Source organism: Staphylococcus sp. HMSC034G07 (assembly GCF_001835975.1).
Taxonomy (GTDB): domain Bacteria; phylum Bacillota; class Bacilli; order Staphylococcales; family Staphylococcaceae; genus Staphylococcus; species Staphylococcus ureilyticus.
In genome coordinates this window covers 1-1,012 of record NZ_KV826585.1, presented here as the reverse complement: position 1 = coordinate 1,012, position 1,012 = coordinate 1, and the positions used below count along the sequence as shown (strand labels likewise).

Annotated in this window: 2 protein-coding genes; one reads left to right on the top strand and one right to left on the bottom strand. The window is 32.1% G+C overall.

The window, feature by feature from the left end; translation table 11 throughout:
- The first annotated feature begins 53 nt into the window (after positions 1–53).
- Positions 54–149: a type I toxin-antitoxin system Fst family toxin gene (locus tag HMPREF2586_RS12665; protein ID WP_014287283.1), complete on the top strand. Its 96-nt coding sequence runs from the start codon at positions 54–56 to the stop codon at positions 147–149.
- A 132-nt stretch (positions 150–281) separates the two neighbouring features.
- Here the strand turns inward: HMPREF2586_RS12665 and HMPREF2586_RS00770 are convergent.
- Positions 282–1,012, bottom strand: a 731-nt coding sequence (locus HMPREF2586_RS00770; RefSeq protein ID WP_070812586.1) for an ABC transporter permease, incomplete at its 5' end; no start/stop codon positions are given.

Genomic DNA, 1,012 nt, shown 5'->3' with positions numbered 1-1,012 from the left:
GAGTCGCCTATCTCTCAGGCGTCAATTTGACGTAGAGAGGAGGTGCATACGCGATGTCTGAAATCTTTGTGAACATCATGACCACAGCAGCAAGTGGTTGTCTCGTTGCGCTATTTGCGCATTGGCTACGCAAGCGTAATGACGAATAGGCGACTAGTCACACCAAAAAATCCCCTTACTACGGCCATAGTAAGGGGATTTGGTGCATACATGCCTGATAATCTTTGTTAATTACATTGTAACACTATAATTGGTAGGAATGCAAAATCGCATATCTAAAATTATACATTTTTCTTTTTAAAAGCAAAAATAACTAATGCTAAAAAGATAATAATATAAACAATGTTCCCAATATATAGTTCATGTAACTCTAGTTTAGTCATTTTTTTGAATACTTCGTTATCTAATACTTGTGTACTTAAATTTAACATGTTGATAGGATTCCATTTTAACCATTCCCATTGAGCAATTGCCGCAAAGAGTATGCCTGAAATAACAGAAGAAGCAAAGTAGAAGACAATTCCTACAGCAATCGAAACACCTGGTGATTTTAAAAGGCAAGAAATTAATAATGTTAAACTCAATATTAACCACATACCAATATAAGTAGCTAAAGCAGTTAACAAGTGCTCTTGTAGCAGTGATAAATTGTCACCAGCTTGTTTTAAAATATCCATATCAGAAAATAGGATTAATTTTAAACCTAAGCTTATCAAAGTAGTAACAATAAATAATACTAATGAATAAATAAATAAAGCGATAAATTTACTTAAAATAATACTCATTCTTGAGTAGTTTCTATAAAGTAAGTTCTTAATTGTACCATAGTGGAATTCCATAGTGATTATGGTTGCTGCTTGAATAATCATTAAGAAGAAGATCCAAGAAAATCCTGTATACCCTTGTTTGAACTGTGATTCTGGCTTAAGTATATCTTCATAATTATTACTTAAAACTGCCATAGCAATCATTAGAATAAATGGTTCTGTTGCAAAGTTGAATTTATAGTATA

What these genes read in the sequence shown, in the direction of transcription:
- HMPREF2586_RS12665 (WP_014287283.1), top strand. Translation starts at nt 54, where the DNA reads ATGTCTGAAATCTTTGTGAACATCATGACCACAGCAGCAAGTGGTTGT.